The sequence below is a fragment of the Mycobacterium sp. NTMscope_MAC_12 genome, assembly GCF_976985675.1.
This window is the reverse complement of the sequence record NZ_CDRJYY010000001.1, coordinates 282,884-307,244: the sequence shown is the minus strand read 5'-3', so window position 1 is coordinate 307,244 and position 24,361 is coordinate 282,884. Positions and strand designations below refer to the sequence as shown.

General features: G+C 64.1%; 20 protein-coding genes and 9 pseudogenes. 13 read left to right on the top strand and 16 right to left on the bottom strand.

The features are described from left to right. Positions 1-131: 131 nt before the first annotated feature. The 4 genes and pseudogenes from AC0KS4_RS01445 to AC0KS4_RS01430 all read right to left on the bottom strand — a co-directional run. Positions 132-365 (bottom strand): annotated as a pseudogene (locus AC0KS4_RS01445) (hypothetical protein); the annotation flags it as partial. A 403-nt stretch (positions 366-768) separates the two neighbouring features. Then, entirely contained in the window at positions 769-1,218 is a 450-nt protein-coding gene (locus tag AC0KS4_RS01440) for a DDE-type integrase/transposase/recombinase (protein WP_007168470.1), read from the bottom strand. A 75-nt stretch (positions 1,219-1,293) separates the two neighbouring features. After that, the gene (locus tag AC0KS4_RS01435) at positions 1,294-1,449 is read right to left on the bottom strand and encodes a hypothetical protein (RefSeq protein WP_154074411.1); all 156 of its coding nucleotides are present in this window, start codon (positions 1,447-1,449) and stop codon (positions 1,294-1,296) included. Continuing rightward, positions 1,446-1,724: a transposase gene (locus AC0KS4_RS01430; RefSeq protein WP_007168468.1), complete on the bottom strand. Its 279-nt coding sequence runs from the start codon at positions 1,722-1,724 to the stop codon at positions 1,446-1,448. Before AC0KS4_RS01430 ends, AC0KS4_RS01435 begins: the two co-directional genes overlap by 4 nt. A gap of 348 nt (positions 1,725-2,072) precedes the next feature. On the opposite strand from AC0KS4_RS01430, the gene fdxA reads away from it, so the two are divergent. The 9 genes and pseudogenes from fdxA to AC0KS4_RS01385 form a co-directional block, all read left to right on the top strand. Next, a complete protein-coding gene (fdxA, locus tag AC0KS4_RS01425; RefSeq protein ID WP_007168467.1) occupies positions 2,073-2,399 on the top strand; it encodes a ferredoxin in 327 nt (108 codons plus the stop codon). A gap of 62 nt (positions 2,400-2,461) precedes the next feature. Then, positions 2,462-3,547 (top strand): annotated as a pseudogene (gene dapC / locus AC0KS4_RS01420) (succinyldiaminopimelate transaminase). A 95-nt stretch (positions 3,548-3,642) separates the two neighbouring features. Next, positions 3,643-4,530 (top strand): annotated as a pseudogene (locus AC0KS4_RS01415) (APC family permease); the annotation flags it as partial. Further along, positions 4,523-4,675, top strand: a pseudogene (locus AC0KS4_RS01410) (hypothetical protein); the annotation flags it as partial. The pseudogenes AC0KS4_RS01415 and AC0KS4_RS01410, both read left to right, overlap by 8 nt. Positions 4,676-4,721: 46 nt before the next feature. Then, positions 4,722-6,128, top strand: coding sequence for a DDE-type integrase/transposase/recombinase (locus AC0KS4_RS01405; RefSeq protein ID WP_007168461.1), 1,407 nt, complete (start codon positions 4,722-4,724; stop codon positions 6,126-6,128). Further along, a pseudogene (locus AC0KS4_RS01400) lies at positions 6,125-6,286 on the top strand (ExeA family protein); the annotation flags it as partial. The gene AC0KS4_RS01405 and the pseudogene AC0KS4_RS01400, both read left to right, overlap by 4 nt. Before the next feature lie 162 nt (positions 6,287-6,448). After that, on the top strand, positions 6,449-7,957 hold the full coding sequence (gene istA, locus AC0KS4_RS01395) for an IS21 family transposase (protein WP_238958373.1): 1,509 nt from the start codon (positions 6,449-6,451) through the stop codon (positions 7,955-7,957). Further along, complete coding sequence (gene istB, locus AC0KS4_RS01390; protein WP_007172566.1) at positions 7,954-8,763, top strand: IS21-like element helper ATPase IstB; 810 nt, start codon at positions 7,954-7,956, stop codon at positions 8,761-8,763. The genes istA and istB overlap by 4 nt, the downstream gene beginning before the upstream one ends. Before the next feature lie 70 nt (positions 8,764-8,833). Next, positions 8,834-9,283, top strand: a pseudogene (locus tag AC0KS4_RS01385) (ATP-binding protein); the annotation flags it as partial. 526 nt (positions 9,284-9,809) lie between these two features. Here AC0KS4_RS01385 and AC0KS4_RS01380 read toward each other — a convergent pair. From AC0KS4_RS01380 to AC0KS4_RS01340, 9 genes are all read right to left on the bottom strand, one after another. After that, a complete protein-coding gene (locus AC0KS4_RS01380) occupies positions 9,810-11,027 on the bottom strand; it encodes an acyl-CoA dehydrogenase family protein (protein WP_007168458.1) in 1,218 nt (405 codons plus the stop codon). A gap of 465 nt (positions 11,028-11,492) precedes the next feature. Beyond that, positions 11,493-12,659: an IS110 family transposase gene (locus AC0KS4_RS01375; RefSeq protein WP_007168456.1), complete on the bottom strand. Its 1,167-nt coding sequence runs from the start codon at positions 12,657-12,659 to the stop codon at positions 11,493-11,495. Positions 12,660-12,701: 42 nt separating this feature from the next. Then, positions 12,702-13,823, bottom strand: a complete 1,122-nt coding sequence (locus AC0KS4_RS01370; protein ID WP_050790029.1) for an acyl-CoA dehydrogenase family protein — start codon at positions 13,821-13,823, stop codon at positions 12,702-12,704. A gap of 247 nt (positions 13,824-14,070) precedes the next feature. Beyond that, a complete protein-coding gene (locus tag AC0KS4_RS01365; protein WP_007168454.1) occupies positions 14,071-15,690 on the bottom strand; it encodes a class I adenylate-forming enzyme family protein in 1,620 nt (539 codons plus the stop codon). A gap of 30 nt (positions 15,691-15,720) precedes the next feature. Then, a complete protein-coding gene (locus tag AC0KS4_RS01360; RefSeq protein ID WP_007168453.1) occupies positions 15,721-16,614 on the bottom strand; it encodes an SDR family oxidoreductase in 894 nt (297 codons plus the stop codon). Positions 16,615-16,680: 66 nt separating this feature from the next. Next, positions 16,681-17,823, bottom strand: coding sequence for a thiolase family protein (locus AC0KS4_RS01355; RefSeq protein WP_040622299.1), 1,143 nt, complete (start codon positions 17,821-17,823; stop codon positions 16,681-16,683). Then, positions 17,823-18,248, bottom strand: coding sequence for a Zn-ribbon domain-containing OB-fold protein (locus tag AC0KS4_RS01350; protein ID WP_007168451.1), 426 nt, complete (start codon positions 18,246-18,248; stop codon positions 17,823-17,825). Before AC0KS4_RS01350 ends, AC0KS4_RS01355 begins: the two co-directional genes overlap by 1 nt. 206 nt (positions 18,249-18,454) lie before the next feature. Continuing rightward, entirely contained in the window at positions 18,455-19,396 is a 942-nt protein-coding gene (locus tag AC0KS4_RS01345) for a R2-like ligand-binding oxidase (protein ID WP_007168450.1), read from the bottom strand. A 52-nt stretch (positions 19,397-19,448) separates the two neighbouring features. Beyond that, positions 19,449-21,077, bottom strand: coding sequence for a long-chain fatty acid--CoA ligase (locus tag AC0KS4_RS01340; RefSeq protein ID WP_007168449.1), 1,629 nt, complete (start codon positions 21,075-21,077; stop codon positions 19,449-19,451). Positions 21,078-21,411: 334 nt separating this feature from the next. Here AC0KS4_RS01340 and AC0KS4_RS01335 point away from each other — a divergent pair. The 4 genes and pseudogenes from AC0KS4_RS01335 to AC0KS4_RS01320 all read left to right on the top strand — a co-directional run. Next, positions 21,412-21,696 (top strand): annotated as a pseudogene (locus tag AC0KS4_RS01335) (integrase catalytic domain-containing protein); the annotation flags it as partial. Positions 21,697-21,721: 25 nt separating this feature from the next. Beyond that, complete coding sequence (locus AC0KS4_RS01330) at positions 21,722-22,549, top strand: integrase catalytic domain-containing protein (RefSeq protein WP_224112851.1); 828 nt, start codon at positions 21,722-21,724, stop codon at positions 22,547-22,549. Between the two features lie 112 nt (positions 22,550-22,661). Continuing rightward, a pseudogene (locus AC0KS4_RS01325) lies at positions 22,662-22,829 on the top strand (integrase); the annotation flags it as partial. Between the two features lie 143 nt (positions 22,830-22,972). Beyond that, positions 22,973-23,371, top strand: a pseudogene (locus AC0KS4_RS01320) (transposase); the annotation flags it as partial. A 35-nt stretch (positions 23,372-23,406) separates the two neighbouring features. On the opposite strand, the gene AC0KS4_RS01315 reads toward AC0KS4_RS01320, so the two are convergent. Genes AC0KS4_RS01315 through AC0KS4_RS01305 form a run of 3 tightly spaced genes read right to left on the bottom strand, consistent with a single transcriptional unit; the run spans position 23,407 to position 24,333 of the window. Continuing rightward, complete coding sequence (locus AC0KS4_RS01315) at positions 23,407-23,724, bottom strand: transposase (protein WP_075630241.1); 318 nt, start codon at positions 23,722-23,724, stop codon at positions 23,407-23,409. Beyond that, positions 23,718-24,149 carry a DUF6262 family protein gene (locus AC0KS4_RS01310; protein WP_007168443.1) on the bottom strand — a complete coding sequence of 144 codons (432 nt, stop codon included), beginning with the start codon at positions 24,147-24,149 and terminating at the stop codon, positions 23,718-23,720. The genes AC0KS4_RS01315 and AC0KS4_RS01310 overlap by 7 nt, the downstream gene beginning before the upstream one ends. Then, entirely contained in the window at positions 24,139-24,333 is a 195-nt protein-coding gene (locus AC0KS4_RS01305; RefSeq protein ID WP_007168442.1) for a hypothetical protein, read from the bottom strand. Before AC0KS4_RS01305 ends, AC0KS4_RS01310 begins: the two co-directional genes overlap by 11 nt. Positions 24,334-24,361 lie beyond the last annotated feature (28 nt).

Sequence of the window (24,361 nt, the reverse complement as noted above, 5' to 3'; positions counted from 1 at the left end):
TCAGCCCGATATCCGGCCAAAAGATTACGTTTCGCTGCGTTGCCCGGATTCCCCGGAGTCCCCGGGCCTGCCGGCCTTCGCGGGGTCCTCGATCACGTGATATGTCGGGTCGATCATCGAAATGGGCCCGCGACCGCGGCGATCACCGTCACCGCATCGGCGACCACCCCGCCGGCCGGCTCAGGCATCACCGGATCGGGGTCCACCGCGCGCAACCAGACCGTGAACATTGACCGCACCGCCTCGGCCCGCTCGGCGAAGCGACGCAGCCAGCCCCGCACCGTCTCCACCGGACGGGCCAAGTCGGCCGCGATCCGGCGAAACCCCACCCGCCGCCGCAACGCCTTGGCAGCCAGCGCCGACACGATCACCGCCGCAGTGTCGGCACGGCGCAGCAACGCGGTCACGGGCAACAACACATGCGTCACCCCGCAGCCGGTGCATCGCGACCGGCGAGGACACAACCGCACCGACCCGTCCCGACCGCGCAGCTGTCGCGGCCTGGCCCACCCCCAACGCGCCAGCACGCTGCTGCATGCCGGGCAGCTCAACTCGCCCGCCGCCAGCCTGCGCTCGACCACATCGACATCTGCCTCTACCGTGACCACTGCGCCTCCAAGCGCGAAGACGGCCCTCCCGCAGACTCCGCCCAGAGACATCGGGAGGGCCGCCGCCCACAACGACGTGATCACCGTGCCGCCCCGACACCACAAAGACCAAACGCAGAAACGACCGGCCGACGAACTGATCACCGTCAGTGCCGGATCGCTACCCCCAAGTGCTCAACCTGAATGCCCCCGAACACGGTGCGCCGGGTTGGATGAACACGGCGCCTACCGAGCCGAAGCGGGCCCAGTCGGCGAGGGCGTGACTGGTCAGTTCGGGTCCGTTGTCCATTCGGATGTGTTCGGGCTTGCGGCCAGTGGTCATGATCAGTTCGTCGAGCAGTCCGGTGGTCTGATCGGCGTTCCACGACCGACGTGGCCGTGTCGCCAACGCCTCGCGGGTGAACTCGTCGATGACGTTGAGGAAACGCAGCTGGCGGCCGTCGACGGTGAGGTCGTGCTGGTAGTCCAGCGCCCACACGTGATCGGGGCGGGCCGCCGCCATGCGCCGGTGCGCCGCACTGTGGCCCAGGCGCAGCCGCTTGCGGGTCTTCGACGGACGTTGCAGCCGTTCGTCTTTCCACAATCGGTGCGTGCGTTTGGGATTGACCACGAGGCCTTCTGACTTGGCGATGGCGTGCGCCTTGCGCCAGCCCCACCGCGGATGGCTGATGGCGATCTCCCGCAGTCAGGCGCGCAGCCGCTGTTCGACGCCATCGGGTCGTTGCGGCCCATACTGCTGCACCGAGCGGTGTTGGCCGACCACCCGGCAGGCACGCCGCTGCGAGACCCCGAACCGCTCGACGAGCATCACCACCGCTCGCCGCCGACGGTCGGGGCTCACCAGTTTCCCCGGCTCATCTCCTTGAGCATGTCGATGTCGAGGGCCTGCTCGGCGACCAGCTTCTTGAGCCGCTGATTCTCCCGCTCAAGCTCCTTGAGCCGTTTGGTGTCTTCGGCTTTCATCCCGCCGTACTGATTTCGCCAGCGATGCCAGGTCTGCTCACTGACCTCCAGATGCCGGCAGACCTCCCCGAGGTCTTTGCCCTCACCGAGCAGCCGTTCACCCTCACGAAGCTTGCGGACCACCTGCTCCGGTGTATGCCGTCGACGTGCCATGAATCGAGTCCTCCTCGCCCCAATTCTGGGGCATCGGACTCCCACAGGAACTTGATCAACCAGGGGGTAACTGGTAGCCCGAGCCGGCCTGTTCGCACAGCGACACCAAGGTCGCGTACGCCGGTGCCATCCGGGCAGCAGAAATGGCACACCACGCCGCTGTGCGACTAGGTGCGACTAGGTGCATAGCACTGCGGTCTGACGGGCGTGCCAAGTGGTTGACGTGTATGTGCAACGTCTAGTATCAGTAATCAAACGCTTTGTCTGGAAGCGGTCCAGAACCGCCGCGACAATGCGAACGGCAGCCCACACGGGGCATTACATGGAGGACACCTTGAGGAGACGTCCGTGACGTACACAATTGCCGAACCCTGCGTCGACATCAAGGACAAGGCATGCATTGAGGAGTGCCCGGTCGACTGCATCTACGAGGGTGCTCGGATGCTCTACATCCACCCCGATGAATGCGTCGACTGTGGGGCTTGTGAACCGGTCTGCCCTGTCGAAGCGATCTACTACGAAGACGATGTGCCCGAACAGTGGAGCCAGTACACGCAGATCAACGCCGACTTTTTCGTTGAGCTGGGGTCGCCGGGTGGTGCGGCCAAGGTCGGCATGACCGAGAACGATCCCCAAGTGGTGAAGGATCTGCCACCGCAGGGCGAAGGCGACTGAGCGCGCCGGTGCTGCAGAAGCCCGGGATGGGCCGACTGGGGGTACCACCCGCTCGCAGGGGAGTGTCGGCCTCCCTGCCGGATTTCCCTTGGGACACGTCGGCCGAGGCGGAGGCGCTGGCCGGGTCCCATCCGGACGGCATCGTCGACTTGTCCATCGGCACTCCGGTAGATCCGGTTGCGCCGGTGATCCGAGAGGCGTTGGCGGCCGCCAGTTCCGCGCCGGGCTATCCGGCAACCGCCGGTACTGCGCGGCTGCGTGAAGCGGCAGTGGCTGCCCTTGACCGCCGCTTCGGCATCACCGGGCTGACCAAGGCGGCCGTGCTGCCGGTGATCGGTAGCAAAGAACTCATCGCCTGGCTACCGACCCTGCTGGGCCTGGGCCCAGCGGATGTGGTCGTGGCGCCGGAACTGGCGTATCCGACGTATGACGTCGGCGCCCGGCTGGCGGGAGCGCAGGTGCTGCTCGCGGACTCGCTGACCCAGTTGGGCCCGCAATCGGTGACACTGGTGTATCTGAACTCCCCGAGCAACCCGACCGGGCGCGTGCTGGGCGCCGAACACCTGCGCAAGGTGGTGGGGTGGTCGCGCGATCGTGGCGTTGTGGTGGCTTCCGACGAGTGCTACCTGGGATTGGGCTGGGATGCCGAGCCATTGTCGGTGCTGCATCCGTCCATCTGCGATGGCGACCACACCGGGCTGCTAGCGCTGCACTCGCTCTCGAAGAGCTCGTCGCTCGCGGGATACCGGGCCGGTTTCGTCGCCGGTGATCCCGCCCTGGTCGTCGAACTGCTGGCAGTACGCAGACATGCCAGGAATGATGGTGCCGACGCCGGTGCAGGCTGCCATGGTGGCCGCGCTGGACGACGACGATCACGAAAAGCTGCAGCGCGAGCGGTACGCGCGGCGGCGGGCGGCCCTGTTGCCGGCGCTGCGCTCAGCCGGTTTTGCTATCGACTATTCGGAAGCAGGACTCTACTTGTGGGCCACCCGCGGTGAGCCATGCCGGGACAGCATCCGTGGTTGGCCACGCGCGGCATCCTGGTGGCGCCCGGCGAGTTCTACGGCCCGCGCGGTGCACAGCATGTGCGGGTTGCGCTGACCGCCACTGACGAGCGCGTCGCCGCCGCGGCCGGCCGCCTCGCTTAGCTTGCGCACCCGCGTGGAGGGGGCGGGCGGCAGAATGCATCGAAGGCGTTGCCAAGTGCTTCCTTAGCGCTCAACCTCGGGTAAAGAATGTGGTCGTGACAACTTCGACTGGCAAGCAGCGTATCCCGGCGACTGTCGGGGACATAGCCAAGCGCGTCTTTCTGGGAAAGCCGCTGATTACCGAGAACCTGACATCCGAGAAGTTGTCGAATCCCGTTGCGCTTGGGGCACTTTCACCGGACGCAATCTCATCGACCGCATACGGCCCGGAGCAGATCTTGATCGAACTGCTGCCCCAGGCCGGGCTGGCGGCGTTGGCGCGCGGGAGAATTTCGGACCCCGGGTCGCGCAGGTCGCGGCCGCTGCACTGTTGATCGACTATGTGGTCACGGTGGCAGTGCAGTCGGCGGCTGGAACGGTGGCGGTGGTGTCGGCGATCCCGGTGTTGGGTCCCTACAGCCTAGCCATCACGGTTGGCGTGGTGCTTGTCATCTGCTACCTGAACCTGCGTGGCTTAAAGGAAGCGGGAATGCCGTTCGCGGTGGCGACCTACTCCTTCATCGCCATGATCAGTCTGACGATCGTGGTGGGTGTCATTCGCGAAATATTTTGGGAATTACCGGTGTACGACCCGCATCACCTGGCCGGAACGGTGCCGGTACAGCAGGGCAACGGCTTGGTGATGGGCGCCACGATCCTGACCTTGCTGCGTTCGTTCGCCAACGGGGGTTCGTCATTGACCGGGGTTGAGGCGATTTCCAAATACAGTCGACGTCTTCCGAAAGCCGCAGGGCGTCAACGCACGTCGAGTGCTCACCGCGATGGCCTGCATTCTCGGGTTCTTGCTGGCCGGTGTCGCCTATCTCGCGTACGTCACTCATGCAACGCCGTATGTCACTGAATATCCATCGGTCTTGTCGCGGGTCGGTCGTGCGGTCTTCGGCAACGGACCAATCGGCGATATCTTCTTCGTCCTCGTCCGTGATCGAGCGCCGGTTCGCGCTGCCCGAGGTGTCGCTGGCCGAAGTCGCGGTGGCGGTCTCCGGTGGCCGGTTGTTGGCGTCGGGCTGGCCCGGGGAGTGGGTGCAACACGAGTCGACCCTGCCGCCAAGGCAGATGAGGCCGTAATCCTGTGCGCTGTCGTGTGTTTAAAAGACAGCAAAGGAGGCGGCCGGTGGTGGTCGGCGATGATGAGGCGAGGGTGCGGGCCGAGCGGGCCCGGGTGATCGGATTGTTCCGGTACCAGTTGATCCGGGAGGCCGCCGAGCCGGCGCACTCCACCAAGGAGCGGGGAAAGATAGTGCGCGAGTTGGCGTCGCGCGAGCACACCGACCCGTTTGGGCGGCGGGTGCGGATCTCGCGGCAGACCATCGATCGGTGGATTAGGGACTGGCGTGCCGGCGGGTTCGATGCGCTGGTGCCCAGCCCGCGCCAATGCACGCCGCGCACCCCGGCCGAAGTGCTGGAGCTGGCGGTGGCGCTGCGTCGGGAGAACCCCGCCCGCACCGCCGCGGCGATCCGCCGGATCCTGCTCACCCAGTTGGGCTGGGCGCCCGATGAGCGGACCCTGCAACGCAACTTCCACCGGTTGGGGCTGACCGCCGGCACCGGTTGCGGGTCGGCGCCGGTGTTCGGCCGGTTCGAGGCTGAGCACCCCAACGACCTGTGGACCGGGGATGCGCTGCACGGCATCGCGATCGCGGCCCGTAAAACCTATTTATTCGCGTTCTTGGATGATCATTCCCGGCTGCTGCCCGGCTATCGGTGGGGGTATGCCGAGGACACCGTGCGGCTGGCCGCCGCACTGCGCCCGGCGCTGGCTTCGCGCGGCGTCCCCAAGGCCGTGTATGTCGATAACGGATCGGCCTATATAGACACGTGGTTGTTGAGGGCGTGCGCGAAACTCGGTGTGCGCCTGGTGCATTCGACACCGCATCGGCCGGAAGGGCGAGGGAAGATAGAGAGGTTTTTCAGGACCGTGCGTGAGCAGTTCCTGGTCGAGATCACCGGCGAGCCCGACGTCGCCGGACGCCACCACGTCGCCGATCTGGCCGAATTGAACCGGCTCTTTGCGGCCTGGGTCGAAACTGTCTACCACCGCACCGTCCATTCCGAAACCGGGCAGACCCCGCTGGCCCGCTGGTGCGCGTCTGGCCCGGTCGGCCTGCCCGCCCCGGAGGCGCTCACCGAGGCGTTTTTGTGGGAGGAGCACCGCCGCGTCACCAAGACGGCGACCGTCTCGTTGCACGGCAACAGCTACGAGGTCGACCCCGCACTGGTTGGGCGCAAGGTGGAGCTGGTATTCGACCCGTTCGATTTGACCCGCATCGAGGTGCGTCTGGCCGGCGTGCCGATGGGGCTAGCGATCCCGCACCACATCGGGCGGCACTCGCACCCCAAGGCCAAACCCGAAACCCCGTCGATACCACCGAAACCCACTGGTGTCGACTACGCGCGGCTGATCGAGACCGCGCATCAGACCGAACTGGCCCGCGGCGTCAACTACGCCGCCCTGACTGGGGCCGACCAGATCCCCGGCCAGCTCGACCTACTCACCGGCGAAGAGGCCCAACCCCGATGATGGACAACCTGATCTCCTACTACGGTTTCTCGCGCACGCCGTTCGGCCGCGACCTGGCCCCCGGCATGCTGCACCGCCACAGCGCCCACAACGAAGCCCTCGCCCGCATCGGCTGGTGCATCGCCGAACGCCGCATCGGCGTGATCACCGGCGAGGTGTCCGTGGCCATGAAAAAGTACCCACTGGTGGCCAAGTGGAGGTATCCGCTGGTGGCCGGATAAAAGTACCCACCCCGTGTTCGTCGTGTCGATCAGGAACTGCGGGCCCCGGTGGTGACGGTGAAGGTGCCAACCACTCATCGTCACCACCGGGGAGTTCCATTGAAGTCTGCGAGGGACCGCATGGACATCATTTCTGCTTATCAACAAGTCGGGTCATACCGCGGCGCCGCGCAGCTGTGCGGCACCACCCATAGGACCGTCAAGAAAGTCGTCGAGAAATTCGAAGCCGGTGAGAGCGCACCGCCGCGGGTCGAGCGGGCCCACAATTACGATGCGGTGGCCGATCTGGTCGCCGAGCGTGTCGAGAAGTCGGCGGGTCGGATGTCGGCGAAGCGGATGTTGCCGATCGCGAAGGCCGCCGGTTACGACGGGTCGGCACGCAACTTCCGTCGCCTCGTTGCTGAGGCGAAGGTGTTGTGGCGCAACGAACATCACCGGGGACGTCGCCCGGCGGTGTGGTCACCGGGTGAGTATCTGGTGATCGACTGGGCCCAAGCCGCACCCGGGTTGTTCCTGTTCTGCGCAGTGCTGGCGTTCTCCCGGTGGCGCTTCGTCGCGTTCGCCACCGACCAGAAGGCGTCCACGACGTTGGCGTTGATCGCCGAAGCGATGGCCGGGATAGGTGGTGTCCCGGCCCGGGTGCTGGCCGACCGGATGGCCTGTCTGAAGGGCGGCGTGGTCGCCAACGTGGTGATCCCTACCGCCGAATACGTCCGGCTGGCAGGTCATTACGGTTTCGCGCCGGACTTCTGCCATGCATCCGACCCTAAATCGAAGGGCATCGTGGAGAACTTGTGCGGCTACGCCCAACGCGACCTCGCCGTCCCGCTGCTCACCGACGCCGCCATCGCCGGGGTGCCGGTTGATCTGCGTGCTGCCAACGTTGCGGCCAGGGCGTGGTGTCTGGAGGTCAATGCCGCGGTGCATTCGGAGATCTGTGCGGTCCCCGATGAGCAACTGCTGATCGAACGGGAACTCCTGCAACCGTTGCCGTCGCTGCAACTTCGAATCGGGGCACCGTCGGTGATCCGCAAGGTCGACCGGCTGTCGTGTGTCCGGTATGCCTCGGCCCGCTACTCGGTGCCCACCCGACTGATCGGGACCAGCGTGGCCGTCGTCGTCGATCACGGCGCGCTGTGCATCGTGGAGCCCGCGACTGGGGTGATCGTGGCTGAGCACGAACTGGGTGCCCCAGGCAGCGCATCAGTCCTCGACGATCACTACGACGGTCCCCGCCCGGAACCTAGCCGCGGACCACGACCCAAAACTCATGCTGAGCAACAGTTCTGCACACTCGGCGAGGATGCTCAAGCATTCCTGGTCGGGGCCGCCGCGATCGGCAACACTCGGCTGGGCTCCGAACTGGAAGTCCTACTGGCGTTGGGCGCCGCCCACGGCACCGACGCCTTGGTCGGCGCGCTTCGCCGGGCGGTCGCGTTCCGGAGGTTCCGCGCGATCGACGTGCGGTCCATCCTGGCCGCCGGCGCCGGAACGCCGCAGCCCCGCCCCGCCGGGGATGCGTTGATCCTGGACCTCCCAGTCGCCTCGACCCGATCCCTGGCTGCCTACACGGTCAACCCGGCCGCAGACGGTGGTGCCACGTCATGAACGGCACGCCAGCCAAGGCAACCAAACCCGTTGCACCACTGTCCACTCCGCAATTCGCCGCTGATCTCGACGCCGGGCTGCGGCGGCTCAAGCTCGCCGCGATCCGGCGCACCGCCCCCGAAGTCCTAATCACCGCCAAGACCCAGCGCTGGACCCCCGAAGAAGTGCTACGGACCCTCGTCGAGACCGAACTGGCGGCACGGGATGCCTCCAACGTCGTCAACCGGCTCAAGGCTGCCGGGTTCCCGGTCACCAAGACCTTGGAGTCCTTCGACGTGGCCGCATCGTCGATTCAGCCCAAGGTGTTCGACTACCTGTCGAGCCTGGAATGGGTTCGCACACAACAGAATCTGGCGATCATCGGACCGGCTGGGACCGGCAAGTCCCACACCCTGATCGGACTGGGGGTCGCTGCGATTCATGCTGGGCACAAGGTCCGGTACTTCACCGCCGCCGACCTCGTCGAAACCCTCTACCGCGGCTTGGCCGACAACACCGTCGGCAAGATCATCGAATCCCTGCTCCGTGTCGATCTGATCATCCTCGACGAACTGGGCTTCGCCCCACTCGACGACACCGGCACCCAGCTGCTGTTCCGCCTCGTCGCCGGCGCCTACGAACGCCGCTCCCTGGCCATCGGCTCGCACTGGCCCTTCCAAGAGTGGGGTCGATTCCTGCCCGAGCAGACCACCGCCGTCAGCATCTTGGACCGGCTCCTGCATCACGCCACCGTCGTCATCACCGACGGCCAGTCCTACCGAATGAAGGACGCCCAACACCGGAAGGAGAACCCCCAACCAATCTAAGAATCACTGCACGGGGTGGGTACTTTTATCCGGCCACCAGCGGGTACTTCTACTTGGCCATTGACACGAGGTCGGAGTAGGCAAGACGTATCTGGCAACAGCATTGGGACACATGGTAATTCGCCGACGCAACTCCGTACTGTTCGCCCGATCCGACAAGCTGTTCACCCGGCTGCGCGCCGCCCGCCTGGACAACACCGTCGACGCCGAGATCCGCCGACTCACCACCATCGACGTCCTCATTATCGACGACTTTGCGCTCAGACCCCTCGGCGCCACAGAGACCAGCGACTTCTACGAAATCATCGTCGAACGCCACCGCGCCAAAACGACCATCGTGACCTCCAACCGAGAACCCTCCGAATGGTTGACCATGACCGCCGACACCCTGCTGGCCCAATCAGCGATCGACCGACTCACGGCCACCGCCCACACCCTCGTCATCGAAGGACCGTCCTACCGTCAACGCACCCGACCCAGCCAGCTTGACCCAGACCACGACGACGAGCTTCCTCAATAACGCGCCACGGTGGTCCCATCCCCCTGGCAATCAGGTGGCCCCATCACCCTGGCAAGCGACACTTCTAAATGGCCATTGACAGAGGCCTTGCTGCTCAAAGAGCAAGCCCGCATCGTCCTAAGACGCTGCGGATCCGGTCCGGTGTCATCCGCTGTTCCCGCAAGATACTTCGTCACGACGAGCCGGTGATGATCATCAAAATGGATTATCGGTTGGTCGCACCCATCACCGGCACGGTGACCGCTGCGCGGAGAACCGCTTTTCGGCAACATCTTCAACAGCGGCGGTCTGCGGATCTCAGCCAATCGTCCACTGACAACAACTCCTTTCTCCTCTCGGCCCAAGCCGAGAATCGGTCGAAGGGGTCAAAATCTGCGTCGACACGGGGTCAGTTTTCAGGCGTCGCCGAGTGCCGATCGCGATACCAAGGCCCAGCCACTTGCGCAGGTATTCCGCATTCGAGATGGCCGCCCATCTACCGGAAGCGGCACTACTGGTGTCTACGGGCTCCGGCATTGTTCGGATCCTAGAGGCGCGGTTCCTTGGGCAGGCCGAGCAGTTTCTCGCCGATGATATTGCGCTGCACCTGTGAACTGCCCGCATAAATCGTGGCGGCTCGCGCCGCCAATGCCGACTCAACCCACGCGAGCGACGAATTCGGTGTTCCGACATCCGCAGTCGCCAAGGCGCCGTTCGTTCCCGTGCCCGACAGCGTCAACACGTCCGTCTCGAGGATCTCCATCGCCAGTTCGGTCTCGCGTTGGAAGAACTCGCTCCAGAGGATCTTGGTCATCGCGGCCTCGGGACCTGGATACTCACCGTGTAAGAAGCGCGTCAACGCCTGATACCCACGACACCGCATAATCTCGACGCGACCATAGCACCAAGCGAGCTGCTCACGGATATGCGGGTCGTTAGTCTTACCTCGTTCTTTCGCCAGCTCGAAGAGCCGGTCGATCTCAGCTTGGAAGCGAATCGCGTCGGTGGTGACACTTGTTCCACGCTCGAAACCCAGCAGCGTCATGGCCACCGACCATCCTGCGTTCACTTCCCCGACAACGTTGTCTGCAGCGGTTCGGGCGTCGGTGAAGAACACCTCGTTGAACATCGACTGGCCCACTATATTCTTGATGGGTCGAACCTCCACGCCGGGCTGATCCATCGGCACGAGCAGAAATGAGATCCCCCGGTGCTTGGGAGCATCCATGTCGGTGCGGCACAGTGCGAAGATCCAGTTGGCGAGGTGTCCCACTGAAGTCCAGATCTTGGACCCGTTGATGACCCATTCGTCGCCATCAAGAACCGCTCTCGTCCGCAGGCTGGCCAGATCCGATCCCGCGTCGGGTTCGGAAAACCCCTGGCACCACCGATCATCACCGGACAGAATTCGCGGCAAGAACCAATTCTTCTGGTCCTCGGTGCCGCAGACGACAAGCGTGTTGCCAAGCAGCTGAATCCCGAACATGTCGTTCTCAGTTCCGGCGGGTACCCCGGCGCGAGCAAACTCCTCGGCCAGCACGACTTGGTGGAGTGGGGTCAGTCCCGCTCCGCCATATCGCTTTGGCCACAACACGGCGAGTAGGCCGTTGTCCGCGAGCGTCTTCCGCCACTCTCGGATGAACTCCTTCCGCCGGGTTTGATCCAACGCCCCGATTCCAGCGAAGTCGGCAGGGACGTTCGCGGTGATGAAGTCGCGCACTCGTGACCTGAACGCCTCAGCTGACGGGGGATAAGACAGGTCCATATCGAATCGTCGTCCCTTATCTGTGTTGAGGACCCGCGTAAAGGTGGATCCATTGGGTTATTTTTTGCGTGTTTTGCTTCGTTTTCGACCGCTTGAAGGCGGTGGACCGCGGTCGGGGTCAAGGCGGAGCGCCCGCAGCGTAGCGAGGACGAACGACCTTGAGACCGACGAGGATCCGCCGCATACTTGGCCGCCGGGGAACAGGAAAAGACGGTGTGGTTCAAGTCATCTGCTGCCCTCCGGTGCATAAATGTGGGGCGAAAGACGCGCGTCGCGTGTGCCGGCGCCCAGCCTTATCTGAGTCCACGGACGATATCCGGCAACTTGATGATCGATGGGGTGCCCGACGTGCGGGCAACGAAGGCGCGGCCGCTCAATCTTTCCGGGAAGTCCACCCAACAGCGGAGTGGCGACAGGAACCACACGGGCGCTGGCCGCAGGCATCAGGTGATTAGCATCAGGTGATTAATGGGCATGGCAGGCGCGCAACGCATCATTTAAGAGGCCACCTCCTGGCGTTCGGGGACTGGCAGCGCCAGGGCGCCATCTTCGAACGCACGCAGCGGGTGATAGCATCGGCGCAGAATTTTGCGTTCCACCGCCAGGGTGGGGATTCTTGCCGTTGTGGCCGTCGCGCTTGGCTGCCAGCTTGTGGTAGTAACCGTAATCAAGGGAACGGCGCCGGCTCGCGCACTCGGCTGCCTCAAACGCCGCCCAGCGCAGCTCGGGTGAGCCCTCTCGCGACAGGTGCCCTGGTGAGCGTTTGGTATCAGAGGAGTACACGGTGACATCCAGCCCAGCAAACCGCACCAGCCGATGGGAACTGCTGAATCGGCGGACATCACCGACCTCGGACCAGATGATCGCCGCGCACAACCAACCGATGCCGTAATGGCGCTGCATTGCCTGACACCCGGCTTGGCGTCGGGCGAAGTTGACTAATTGGCTTGGCAGCGGGTCGATCTCGGTGCTTAGCTGATCGATGCGCCGTAGCGCAGTGTCAACGCACCGCCGGCCCGCCGCCGACAAGTCGACGCTGTCCAGCGCCGCGCGGCCTGCGCCGGATAACAGCGCCCGAATCGGTGGACAGCCCTGATGGAACAGCTGGACATGGATGCGCTGCTGCCAGGCCCGCCGCTCGTCCATCAACGTGTAGTACAACCGGCCCAGCGTGCGGATCTCCAGCATGTGTGCGGGTAGGATCCACGACTCGGGGAACCGGTCCTCGAACAACAGCGTACGCAGCAACCGAGTATCGGCGCGGTCGGTCTTGGCGCGCTTCTTGGGCTCCGGTAAGACGGCAATCTCGGCCGCATCCCCCAGGTGCGCGCAGATCCCAGCAGCGGCCAGCTCCTCGCACACATACCGCCACCCCGGGCAGCCCTCCAGCGCGAACTGGCCGTCCCCATCGCTGCAGTGCTCAGCCAGCCAGTTCCGCAACGCTTTCCGGGTCGCCGGACCGATCTGACCCCAGCGCAACAAGCCGTCATAATCGACGTAATCGAATGTGATCTGCTGTCGCCGCACGTCGAAACCGCCTACCATCGTCATCGGGACCTCCTCGAGCTCCTGAAAAATTCCTCTAACGCCTATATCAACGAGCGTCTGAGCTGAGGGGGTCCCCATCCACATGTCATCTTTCTCTGTTCGTGCCGACGAAGTATGTGGCGGTGTTTAGAGCCCGATGCGGTCAGCGACCTCGAGCCATTGCTCGCGTACTGAGCCCAGCAGTACCCGGTCGGCTTTCGCCCGCCGGTAGTAGAGGTGTGCGTCGTGCTCCCAGGTGAACCCGATCCCGCCGTGAATCTGCACATTCCACGATGCGGTGAAGTCAAATCCGGCCGCGGCGGTTGCCACGGCAATGGGGGCCGCCTTGGCGAGGTCAGCGCTCTCCTCCGCTGCCAGATGAGCCGCGTAGAGAGTGACTGCACGAGCACTGTCCAGTTCGATTGCCATCTCGGCGCATCGGTGCTTGATCGCCTGGAAGGAGCCGATGGGCCGATTGAACTGGTGACGCACCTTGGCGTATTCGACGGACATGGTCATAGCGCCCTCGGTGCCACCAACCATCTCCGCTGCGAGTAACGTCTTCGCGACATCTAACGCACGGCGTATGGGCGCGACGCCGTGCGCGCCAGCCAAGGGAACCGCAGAGACGGCGTCGAAGGTCAGGGTGGCCAGCGGTCGGGTGATGTCCAGGGTCTCGACGCGTGTACGGGTGAGGCCGACGGCGTTACCGTCAACGAGGTACAATGCCGGCTCAGCGGAGTCACCGGGCGGCAGAGCGAGCACCAGCAGGGTGTCCGCACTATGGCCGTCGATCACATGAATCTTGGTCCCAGACAGCGTGACGGCGTCGCCATTTGTCGCCGCTCGCATGGCTACAGCACCGAAGCCGTCAACGCAACCCGGTTCATTGATAGCAGTCGTGACTGTACGAGCGCCCGCGGCTATCTCTGGAAGCAGTTCTCTCTTCTGCTCCTGGCTGGCCGCGATCAAGATCGGCGCGACACCGAGCGCGACGGTCGCGAACAGCGGGCACGGCACGATGCCGCGTCCAAGCTCCTCGATGGCGACAGCAGCCTCGATCATCGTTGCTGCCGCACCGCCGTACTCCTCCGGTACGAGCAGACTCGGCAGCCCCAGTTCCCGACTCATGCGAGACCAAAGGTCGATGTCATATCCCGGCGCAGTTGTTACCGCCTGGCGAACCTTGGCCAGCGGTGACAGTTCGGTAACGAACTGCTGTATAGTCTGGCGGAAATCGTCCTGTTCTGGACTGAGCATGAAATCCATGACATGGCACCTCATCTTCTCTTCAAACAGTTGTTGTCGCGAAAAGAAATAGGGACGGCCTTACCGTCGCCTGGATCGACCAATCCACACACCGAAGCGCTCATCAATTCCGCGTAAGCACTGTCTCACCGGCCTTGGCATCTTCCGCCGTCCCCATCCGCTCGCTTTACGGTTCTTCTGTGGCTATGCGCCGGACACTGCTCGGAATGGCCGCCGTCGCGCTGTTAAGCCGATATTCAAGGAGCATTCATTTGTTTTCGGCCCCTTGATCGAACAGGTGATCTCGGAAGCGCTGTCGGAGTTCGTTTTTCATGACCTTGGCCATGGCGTTCTTCGGTAGCTCGTCCACTACGACCATGTGGCGCGGGCATTTGTAGTCGGCGAGGTGCTGGCGGCAGAACTGGTTGATCCGCTCCGCGGTGAGTTCGCCTTCGCCGCCGCTGAACCCGGGCTTGGGCGCGATCACCGCTAGGAGATCCTCACCGAGGTCCGAATGCGGCACCGCGATGACTGCGGCCTCGAGCACCTCGGGCATCTCGAGCAGCACGCGCTCGACCTCGATGGCGAAGATGTTGTAGCCGCCGCGCAGGATCATGTCTTTTTTGCGCTCGGTCAGATAGACGTAGCCATCGTCAGCGACATAACCCACGTCGCCGGTGTGCAACAGTCCACCGCTCCAAAGTTCCGCGGTGGGCTGCTCCCCCTTGTAGTAGCTGCGCCGAGCTATCTTCGACTTAAAGCAGATCTCGCCGACCTTGCCTGGGGGGAGTGGGTTATCGTAGTCATCAACGACGACAACCTCGCATCCTACGGGCCTGCCAACCGAGCCCGGCCGGGCAAGGATGTCATCTGGGTCGGGACCGAGGATGCAGGCCGCGCCGGCACCGGCCTCGGTGAGGCTGTAAGCGTTCAGCATCTTCGCTCCGGGCCACACCTGCCGCATTTTGCGCACGGTGTCGGGCTGGATCGGCGCCGCCCCGAAAAACACGAGCTGCAGCGAGCTGTAGTCGTGATCACCCACCGTGGGGTGCTTCATGGCCAAATTCAGCATTGTCGGCACACCCATGATCGACGTGGCGCGGTAGCGCTCGATCGCCGCGAGCAACTGCTCGGGATCAAAACGCGGCAACACGATCTGCGTGACCCCGGCACGAATGCTTAGCAGCATCAGGCCATGGCAGCCCGTGAAACCGAACAAGGGCACCGCATGAAGCAGGCTCTCGCCGAACATCGCGCCGAGAAGCTGCCCGAGGCTCGCCTGGCCGGGCTCGTCGGCGAGGTTGCCCTCGGGCACCAGCACGCCCCTGGGCATCCCGGTGGTGCCGGACGTATAGAGCAGATCCGCCGGGTCGTCGGCGCTCAGGGAAGGCTCGAGGAGCGGCACGTCCGCAGAGCCCGCGCCCACCACGTCGCCCAGGGGGGTGAATCCATCCAGCGCCTCGCTGCCGGTCACGAAGAAGTGCTCAAGTTGGAAGCTACCGGGACGGCCGCCGATCTCGACAGATTCGCCTTCGGCAAGCGCAACCAGAACCTCCCGGTGGGCGAGACCGGTGATCACCGCCACGGCGTCGCTGTGCTCAAGCACGAACAGCTTTTCCGGCGCTGCCCACCGGGTATTGAGCGGCACCGGCACGGCACCAAGTTTGTGGATGCCGAAATACACTGCATTGAAATGCATCGCTTGGTCGTTGGCGAGCAGCATCGCCACCTTGTGACCGCGGCTCACCCCAGCGGCGTGCAATTGCTGGGCGACCCGGCTGCTGGCAGCGTCGAGCTCGCGGAAAGTGGCCGCGCCGTCCTCGGCGATGACGGCGGTCTTGTCCGGTCGGTCCTCTACCGCTTGGCGCAGCAGGTCGATCACGGCCATGGCATGGTCCTCCTCAACGTACGTACGTGTTCAGCCGAGCGCTTGAAGCACGAGGCCGATCTCGTCGTTGGCCTGCGTTGGAGTCTGGTATCCCTCTCGGTCGCAGATCGCCTCAAGGTTGTCCTGGACCGCTTCGATATCGAGCGTCGGCGATGAGAAGCCCTTCGTCACACTGATGAAGATCTCGGCCACTCGCCCGCCCCCAACGGAGAAGATCCTCGACGTGAGATCGCAGGATTCATGGCAGAGATACGCGACGACCGGGGCGACCAGTGCCGGGTCCAGCTTCTTGGCGATCGGCCCGAGGAGTTCCTCGGTCATCCGGGTCCGCGCCATCGGCGCGATCGCGTTCACCTTGATGTTGTACTTCGCGCCTTCCTGGGCGAGCACCCGTGTGAAGCCGATGACCCCCATCTTCGCGGCCCCGTAGTTGGTCTGACCGAAGTTGCCGAAAATCCCGGCGGCGGAGGAGGTGTTGACGATCCGGCCGTAGCCCTGCTCGCGCATCCTGAGGAACGCCGGCTGGGTCACCCAGATGGTGCCGTAGAGATGGACATCGATCACCGGATCGAGTAGCTCCGGCGTGAGATTGTGGAAGGACTTGTCGCGCAGGATGCCCGCGTTGTTGACGACGATGTCGACCCGCCCGAAGGCGTCGAGAGCCGCCTGCACGATGGCCGCCCCACCTTCTCGGGTCGCCACGCTGTGACCATCGGCGACCGCGATACCGCCGGCGGCTTCGATCTCCTGAGCGACGGCCTCCGCCGCGGTCAGGTCCGCGCCGACGCCGGCGACGCTGCCGCCGAGATCGTTCACCAACACGCGCGCGCCGCGTGATGCAAGCAGCATCGCATGCTCCTTGCCGAGACCGTTTCCCGCCCCGGTCACGATGGCGACCCTCCCGTCGAAGCTAAGCTCAGCCACGCGATTTCCCTTCCATGCTGTCGCCCCGCAGGGCGATTTCTCTCTTATCGGATGTGTTGAATGACGTCACCGCCCGGCCTGCAGGATGTGGATGACACAGACCGAGCCCGCGCCCATCATGTGAGCAAGCCCGGTTCGAGCGCCTTCGACCTGCAGCGGGCCCGCCTCGCCCCGCAGCTGCCGTGTCACATCCCAGATCTGGGCCAGGCCGGTCGGCCCACCGGGATGACCGCGCCCGATCAGCCCGCCGTCGGTCGAGAACGGGATACGACCACCCAGGCTGGTCGCGCCCTCGGAGACGAGCTTGTCCCCCTCCCCAGCCGCGCACACCCCGAGCAGCTCGTAATACATCAGTTCCTCGATGGGGAATGCGTCGTGCACGTGGGCGAGGTCGAGGTCGGCCGGCCCGACACCGGCCTCGTCGTAGGCGGCCTTTGCCGTGGCCGCGGTGAGCTCGCCCGGACCGACGACCGCACCCATGAAAATGTGGCCGTCAACGAACTGCTCGGACTGCTGCTGGCTGGCGACCACCTTCACCAGCGGGCGTGAACCGGCCACGCGCTCTGCCGCCTCGCGGCTCGCGACGATCGCGGCCGCAGCCCCAGAGCCAGCGGCGCAGGCCATCTTCGAAGTGTGCGGGTAGGAAATCATGCGCGAGGCGAGGATCTCTTCGACGGTGACCTCATGGTCGGCCCGACGTTGCGCGTAGGGATTCAGCCGCGCATGGTTCCAATTCTTTGCCGCGATGGCGGCGAAGGTCTCGACCGTCGTGCCCACTTCGTGCATGCGACGTGTCGCCCACATGGCGAAAAACGCCGCCGGGAGGATCACCTGGCCAATGCCGGGCTTGCTGCCCCCGATAGCTCGAGTGGCGCGATTGAGGTCGTCAAACCCTAGCGCCATCGCGATATCGACGCTCCCCCCCGCCACCACCTGGACCGCCTCATGGAAGGCGCACGATCCGGTGGCCGACGCGTTCTCGACGTGGGTGATCGGGATGCCGGTAAGCCCGAGATCCTTCGCAAGGGTGACACCCGTGAGCAGACCGGCGCCGATGTAGCCGTTGTAGAGGTAGCCGACTTCATCGAAGCCGATGCCGGCGTCACCGAGCGCGTTGACACCGGCCCCGAAGCCCAAGTCGGCCGCGTTGGCGTCCGGCTGGCCGAACGGGGCCATCCCCACGCCGATCACATAGACGTCGCGGGCCATCACCGAGATGCCCCCCGTCGAGTAGGGCAAAAGCGGAACGAGCACAGCTCAGTGCCATCGGCATCGGTCATGAGGGGGTAGACCTCAAGCTGCATGGGCATGCCGATCTCCCAGTCGCCCATCTCGCCACGCAGGATGGATTGCACGCGCACGCCCTCCGGTAGGTCAACTTGGCCGACACCGTGCCCGTCGCCTGTGGAGCCGAACCGGGACTTGCCCATCCACGCCGACTCGACGTAGGTCCAGGCGTACAGTTCGCCGGTTGGTGACAGCAGGACATCCTCGACCGGGCCGCCCGTCAACGGACAGCGGCGGCGGCGGGGGAAGAAGTACTTGTCGGCAGCAGGGCTATAGGAACCGATCAACCGCGGCTGCTCATCGCCGTTGGGCATCGTGAAGTAGCCGTCCTCAAGTGGTCGACGCATCGTGTGTCGTCTCCTCCGGGTCGTGCGGTCAATGACTGGCCTCGCCGCCGCTTGGAGCGTTGCGCCATCGCGGATCTTTGAAGCGTGCCGAGATAGTGGCACCGGCGACGGCAACTAAGCTGGAGCAGTGTTGGTACTCGCAGTGCCGAATCGACTCCAGCGCAAAAATTCCGCGTTTTTACGCACTGGCGCCGATCTCGTCGAAGTCAGGCCGAACCGGCCAGCACCCTCGCGTCCTCGTCCGCGAAGGTGTCCTCCAGCTGCAGTGGCGAGTAGTCGAGGTCGATTTCCTCGGGCGGTCGCCCGCGGGCGCTGCTGATCGTGCTGAACCGGCGCATCCCCTTGTCGGTGGCATAGGTCCTCATCTCGTCGATTGACAGATTGAAGGGTATGTCGTCGCCATACAGTGCAGAACCCTCGTCGATCAGGCGCTGCCCCAGCGGAATGAGTTCGTTCATGCGCGTTTCGAACACCGTCCAATTGGTGTCGTCGGCAGCGACGTGGCGCCGGCAGGTGAAAGTGCCCCATGCCATGTGGCGTCGCTCGTCGTCGCCGATGTGCCGAATCAGCTGCTGCATGCCGGGAAGAATGCCGTGCTCCACGCAGATCTTGTGCCAGGCGTAGTAGCCGGTCAGCGCCAACATGCCCTCGATGATGTGGTTGTACGTCACCGAAGCGCGAACCTGGGCAGCCGGCGAGGGATCCACATAGAGCGTGTTGAGCGATTCGTGAAGTTCCTCGTCGAACAACTGCCGGTATGCCGGAGTTTGATCGAGGAAACTATGTAAGTCGTCGCGCACCCCGACGGCATCGAGCCACAAGCGGAACGCCTGGGTGTGTTTGGCTTCCTCGAACGCAAACTGCGTCAAGTACATCTCGTCGCCGAGCCGGCCTTCGGCCCGCATTGCGGCCATGAACGGCTGGATGTCCTGGGTGACTGCTTCCTCTCCGGCAATGAAGCCCGCGCACAATCGGGTGACGTACACGCGTTCGCGGTCGGAAAGCGCCTCCCAATCGGCGCTGTCGCGGGAGAAGTCGATATTGGCGGGGTCCCAGAGTTTGGCGATGCCGCCAGCGAACAGCCTGAGTGGCACGCTTTCCCAGTTCAGCCCGCCGGCACCCAGCGAATGGTAACGTGTGGTTGCCATGTAACCTCCTTAATTATTCGGCTGCATTGCCGGGTCTAGCGAACCTTGGTCGCTAGACGAATTCCACGATGTTGTAGTCACCGGCGGTGTAACATGCCCGAAGCACTTTCTTGTCGTATTTACCGACGCTGGTTCGCGGGATTTCGGGGACGAAGGCCCAGCGCTCCGGGATCCACCACGTAGCGACTTTGCCGTCTAAGAAGGCACGTAGCTCATCTGGCGTGATATCGGCGCCGGGTTTGACCACCACTAGAGCGAGTGGACGCTCCTGCCACTTCTCGTCGGGCACACCGATGACCGCGGCTTCATGTACCCCGGAATGGGCGATCAGCAAATTCTCCAATTCGACCGACGAAATCCACTCCCCGCCGGACTTGATGACGTCTTTGGCACGGTCGGTCAGCGTCAAGAAGCCATGCTCGTCGACGTGGCCGACATCGCCAGTGCGCAGCCACCCCTGGTCGAACTTGTCGGCGTCGTCGTCGCGAAAATAAGAGCCAGTTACCCACGGCCCGCGGGCTTGGATCTCGCCGACCGCTTCTCCGTTGCACGGCAGGGTGCGATCCTGGTCGTTGCGCAGCCGGATTTCCACGCCGCATATCGGGCGGCCCTGGGTGGCACGCAGCGCCCACTGTTGGTCTTCGTCGAGCCCAGTCGGCGGTTTGGCCACCGTGGCCAGCGGCGAGGTTTCGGTCATTCCCCACGCCTGCACGATCGGTACGCCGTGGTCGCGTTCGAAGCCGCGCATCAGTGACACCGGTACCGCCGATCCGCCGCACGCGACCAGACGCAGCGACGAGATGTCATGACCGGGCTCGCAGCCCAGGAAGTGCCGGACGTCATTCCAGATTGTGGGCACCGCACCGGCCACGGTCGGGCGGGTGTCCTCGATGATGGCCACCAGCGCTCCAGGTTGTAGCCATCGGTGCGGGAGTACCAGTTCGGCCCCCGCCATCAGCGCGGCATAGATAAGGCCCCACGCATTGGCTTGAAACATCGGCACGATAGCCAAGATGCGGTCGGCTTCAGCGATGCCCAACCCGTTGCCAGTGCAGACGGCCAGTGAATGCAGGTAGGTGGATCGGTGGCTGTAGACCACGCCCTTGGGGTTTCCGGTGGTGCCGCTGGTGTAGCACATCGCCGAGGCCGACGTCTCATCGAGTTCAGGCCAGTCGAACTCGGTGGGATGTGTCGAGATCAGGTCTTCGTACGAAACGACGGCCTTGCCGGCCGCCCGTAGCGGCTCGGGATCGCCCTCACCGACCGCAATCACCGTGTGCACCGACGATATGGCCGGCAAAGAACGCGCAAGTAGCGGCGCTAACGACATGTCGACGATGACGATGTTGTCGTCGGCGTGGTTGGCGATGTAGCCAAGCTGCTCGGCGGTAAGACGAATATTGAGCGTGTGCAACACCGCGCCCATCGACGGCACCGCACAATAGGCCTCCAAGTGTTCCTGGTTGCTCCACTGGAAGGTAGCCACACGCTGATCGCCGGTGACGCCAAGGTCATGCAGCGCATTAGCTAACTGACCGACCCGCCGGCCGACCTCGCCGTAGGTCGCGGCCCGGTAGCCCGACTCGGTCGGTGTGACGACGCGGCGGTCGGCGTGAATGGAGTTGGCATGCTTGACGATCGATGTCACAGAAAGCGGAACGTCTTGCATAGTGCTTTGCATAGCGTGGATCCCTTGCCCGTCATTCCCGGATACTGACGGCCGTCGACCGGGCAACTGGCTGCTCCCGAATACCCCGGACAGACGGTATTACCAATCTTTTACAAAGATCGACCAATTGTCAATAGTCCGGCGTGCCTCACTGAGTTTGAGCGCGTGGCCGGCGGTGGTGCCTCACCTATTTTGAGCGCGTGGCCCGGAAGGCCTGCCCGATGTGGAAGGCAAGATCGACATGGCTGCGAGGCGGCAGGTAGCGAACAAACTGCGAGGTCAGTACCGCAAGGCGTTGAAGGCGGACAAGAGCAAGATTTTGGATCGGGTGGTGTCCACCACGGGGATGGGCCGCTCGACGGCTCGGCGGATGCTGACCGGCCCGAGGCTGCCGGACCCGGCCGAGCAGGTTGACAGGCGTACGTTGCGGCCGCGGGGCTTCAGCGACGACGCCAGGGCACTGCTGGAGTATGTGTGGGCCTTGATGGGCATGCCGTGCGGCAAGTACCTGGTGGTCATGGTGGGTCTGTGGCTGCCGCTGCTGGCTGAATCCGGTGATCTTGACAGGCCGTTCGCCACCGAGGCGGCATCAGCGGAGCTGAAGGCGATGAGCGCGGCCACCCTGGACCGCTACCTGAAACCGGCCCTGGGACAGGATGCGCATCAAGGGCATCTCGACGACCAAACCGTCGCCGCTGCTGCGTAACTCGATCGCCATCCGTACCTGCGCCGATGAGGCACCTGAGGCCCCGAGGGTGATCGAGGCCGATACCGTGGCGCACTGCGGCCCGACATTGATCGGCGAGTTCGCCCGCACGCTGACGATGACCGACCTGGTGATCGGCTGGACCGAGAACTTCTCGATCCGCAACAACGCCTCGAAGTGGATCACGGCCGGCATCGACGAGCTGCAACAGCGGTTCCCGTTCGATCTGGTGATTTTCGCTTTGGACTGCGGCGGTGAGTTCATCAATCACGAGGTCGCCGCCTGGCTGCAGACCCGCGACATCGCCCAGACCCACTCGCGGCCGTACCAGAAGAACGACCAAGCGCACGTGGAGTCAAAAAACAACCACGTGGTGCGCAAACACGCGTTCTACTGGCGCTACGACACCTCCGAGGAGCTGGAGCTGCTCAACCGGCTGTGGAAGCTGGTGTCGCTGCGGTGCAACTTCTTCACCCCGACGAAAAAGCCCATCGGCTACAGCACCACCGCGGCCAGTCGCCGCACGCGCATCTACGACACGCCGGCCACGCCGTGGCAACGTCTGCAGGAATCGGGAATACTTGATGCGCAACAGCTTTCGCATGTGTCCGCCCGAATCGAGGGCATCAACCCGGCCGATTTGACCCGGCAGATCAACACCATCCAAATGCAGCTACTGGACCTGGCCAAGACCAAGACCGACGCCCTTGCCGCCGCCCGCCACATCGACCTGGAAGCATTGCAACCGTCAATCGACCGATTGGCCAAGGCGAAGTAGTGCAAGCCCCCACGCGCTCACCATGCGTGAGGCACCAGCCCACGCTTCGCGCTCACTTTTTGGTGAGGCACCTCGATCGCCACCACCATGCCCTTCCCGATCCTGGGCTTTCGATAACGGCAGCGAGTTCATCAACCACCACCTGCTGGCTTGGTGCGAGCGGCGCCAGATCACCTTCACCCGCTCGCGGCCCGGAAACAAAAACGACGGCTGCCACGTCGAGCAGAAGAACTGGGCGATCGTGCGCACCGTGGTCGGCTACCACCGTTACGACACAAAGGCACTGTTGCTCAACAAGATCTGGTCCCTGCAATCGAAACTGAGGATGGGGACTGTCTGAACAGCGGTGGATCTGACCTTGGTCTGACACGCCGAGCGTGAGCTTGGCGGGAAGGACTGATGATGTCCGAAACACTCGAGCCCATGGCTACCGAGGTGGATCAAAAGCAGCTCGCTGAACAACTATTGGCCCAGGCCAAGGAGCAGGGCGTGGAGCTGGTCGGCCCGAACGGGCTACTCAACCAGATCACCAAGAATGTATTGGAGACCGCGCTGGACGCAGAGATGGCCGAGCACCTCGGCTATGACAAGCACGACCCGGTCGGACGTGGCAGCGGCAACGCCCGCAACGGCACCCGGGCCAAGACGGTGTTCACCGAGATCGGACCGGTCGAGATCGAGGTGCCGCGCGATACCAACAGCTCGTTCGATCCGCAGATCGTCAAGAAGCGCCAACGTCGGCTGACCGGCATCGACGAGATCGTGTTGTCGTTGACCGCTAAAGGATTAACGACCGGCGAAGTGGCCGCGCACTTCGCCGACGGGTCCATCCGGAATTCGGTGTAAGTGGCGTTTCCCTATCCTCGGTTGAGGTCGGGCATTCTGTTGGCGAATGTTACTGCGAACGCGTTCAAAGCGGGCTTCCAGCGGACCGCCCAGCGTTGCTGGCCGGTGCCCTTGGGATCGAGGGAGCGAGTCACCATATACAGGCACTTCAGCGCCGCGGCCTCCGAGGGGAAATGGCCGCGAGCCTTGATCGCCCGTCGGTAGCGGGCGTTGAGTGACTCGATTGTTATCTGGAGTTCTGGCCGCGGTAGCTGTTGTGACCTGCAGGTTTGTGTCGTGGAGGGTGTCCATGACGCGGTTGGAGATGGATATCGCTTGGCGGTTAGCACGGCCCGATTGTTACCGAATCGCGATGCGTCGGTTCATGATGTCGGCCGGTGTCGTCGCGGAGTTGGCCAAGGGCGCACGCCAGTTGGCGGCGTAGCCGCCGGTTCTCGTCGGCGAGTTCGCGGTTGCGGCGGTTGGCGATTTCGAGGCGCTGCCGCGGGGAGTCGTCGCTGGCGCGTTGTCGGGCGGGTAACGGTGTGCTTGGCTCGGGTCGGTGTTGGGTGCGGAGCCGGCGGATCTCGTCTTTGAGGTCGGTTTGGGTGTAGATCCACGAGCGGGAGACACCGGCGTGGCGGGCGACGGATTCGAAGGTGAGCAGGGCGCCGGTCCGGTCGAGTTCGTGCATCGCAGCGATGGCCTTGGCGCGGGTGTGTTCGTGCCGCTGCTGGGCGGCGTGGATGAGGTGGATGCTGTTGTCAGCCGGCATGTTTGGCCTTCCCTGGTTGTGGATCGTTGAGGGCGGTGATGATGTTGTCCAGGTTGTGCAGGATTTGGTGGTTCATCTCGGCCAGACGTTGTTGTCCGCGGGCTTGGGCGGCGGTGATCAGCTGCAGGCTCTGTTGCCGCTGCTGGTGGTGCTGGGGCAGGAACTCGGCGGTGGTGAGGAACATCGGACAGGTCAGACAGGCTTCTCTGAAC